General features: G+C 53.3%; 1 rRNA gene. It reads left to right on the forward strand.

The features are described from left to right. Positions 1-245: 245 nt before the first annotated feature. Positions 246-531 (forward strand): 16S ribosomal RNA (locus tag ACYVIH_RS22655); the annotation flags it as partial.

The raw sequence follows: 531 nt of genomic DNA on the forward strand, positions 1-531 counted from the left end.
GCGTGTGATGTTTGAGAACTCAACAGTGTGTTAAAAGTCGACGAATTAGTTTGTATCGCCAGTCGGCAGGCTGCTGATGCTCCTTTGTGGGGTGTTGGGTGTCTGTCGGTTGTTTGATTCCTTTAGGTTGATCGACTGCTCTCGCTCTTTTGGGGTGGGGGTGGTTACTTCAGTCTGGATGGATCTCTTGTTGATGTGTCGATGAAGGCCTGACCTTTTTGGGGTTGGGTGTTTGTTGAGAGTTTTCAATGGAGAGTTTGATCCTGGCTCAGGACGAACGCTGGCGGCGTGCTTAACACATGCAAGTCGAGCGGTAAGGCCCTTTCGGGGGTACACGAGCGGCGAACGGGTGAGTAACACGTGAGCAATCTGCCCTTCACTTTGGGATAACCACCGGAAACGGTGGCTAATACCGAATATGACCAGTCTCTGCATGGAGTGCTGGTGGAAAGTTCCGGCGGTGGAGGATGAGCTCGCGGCCTATCAGCTTGTTGGTGGGGTAATGGCCTACCAAGGCGACGACGGGTAGCC

Source organism: Nocardioides pakistanensis (assembly GCF_054781215.1).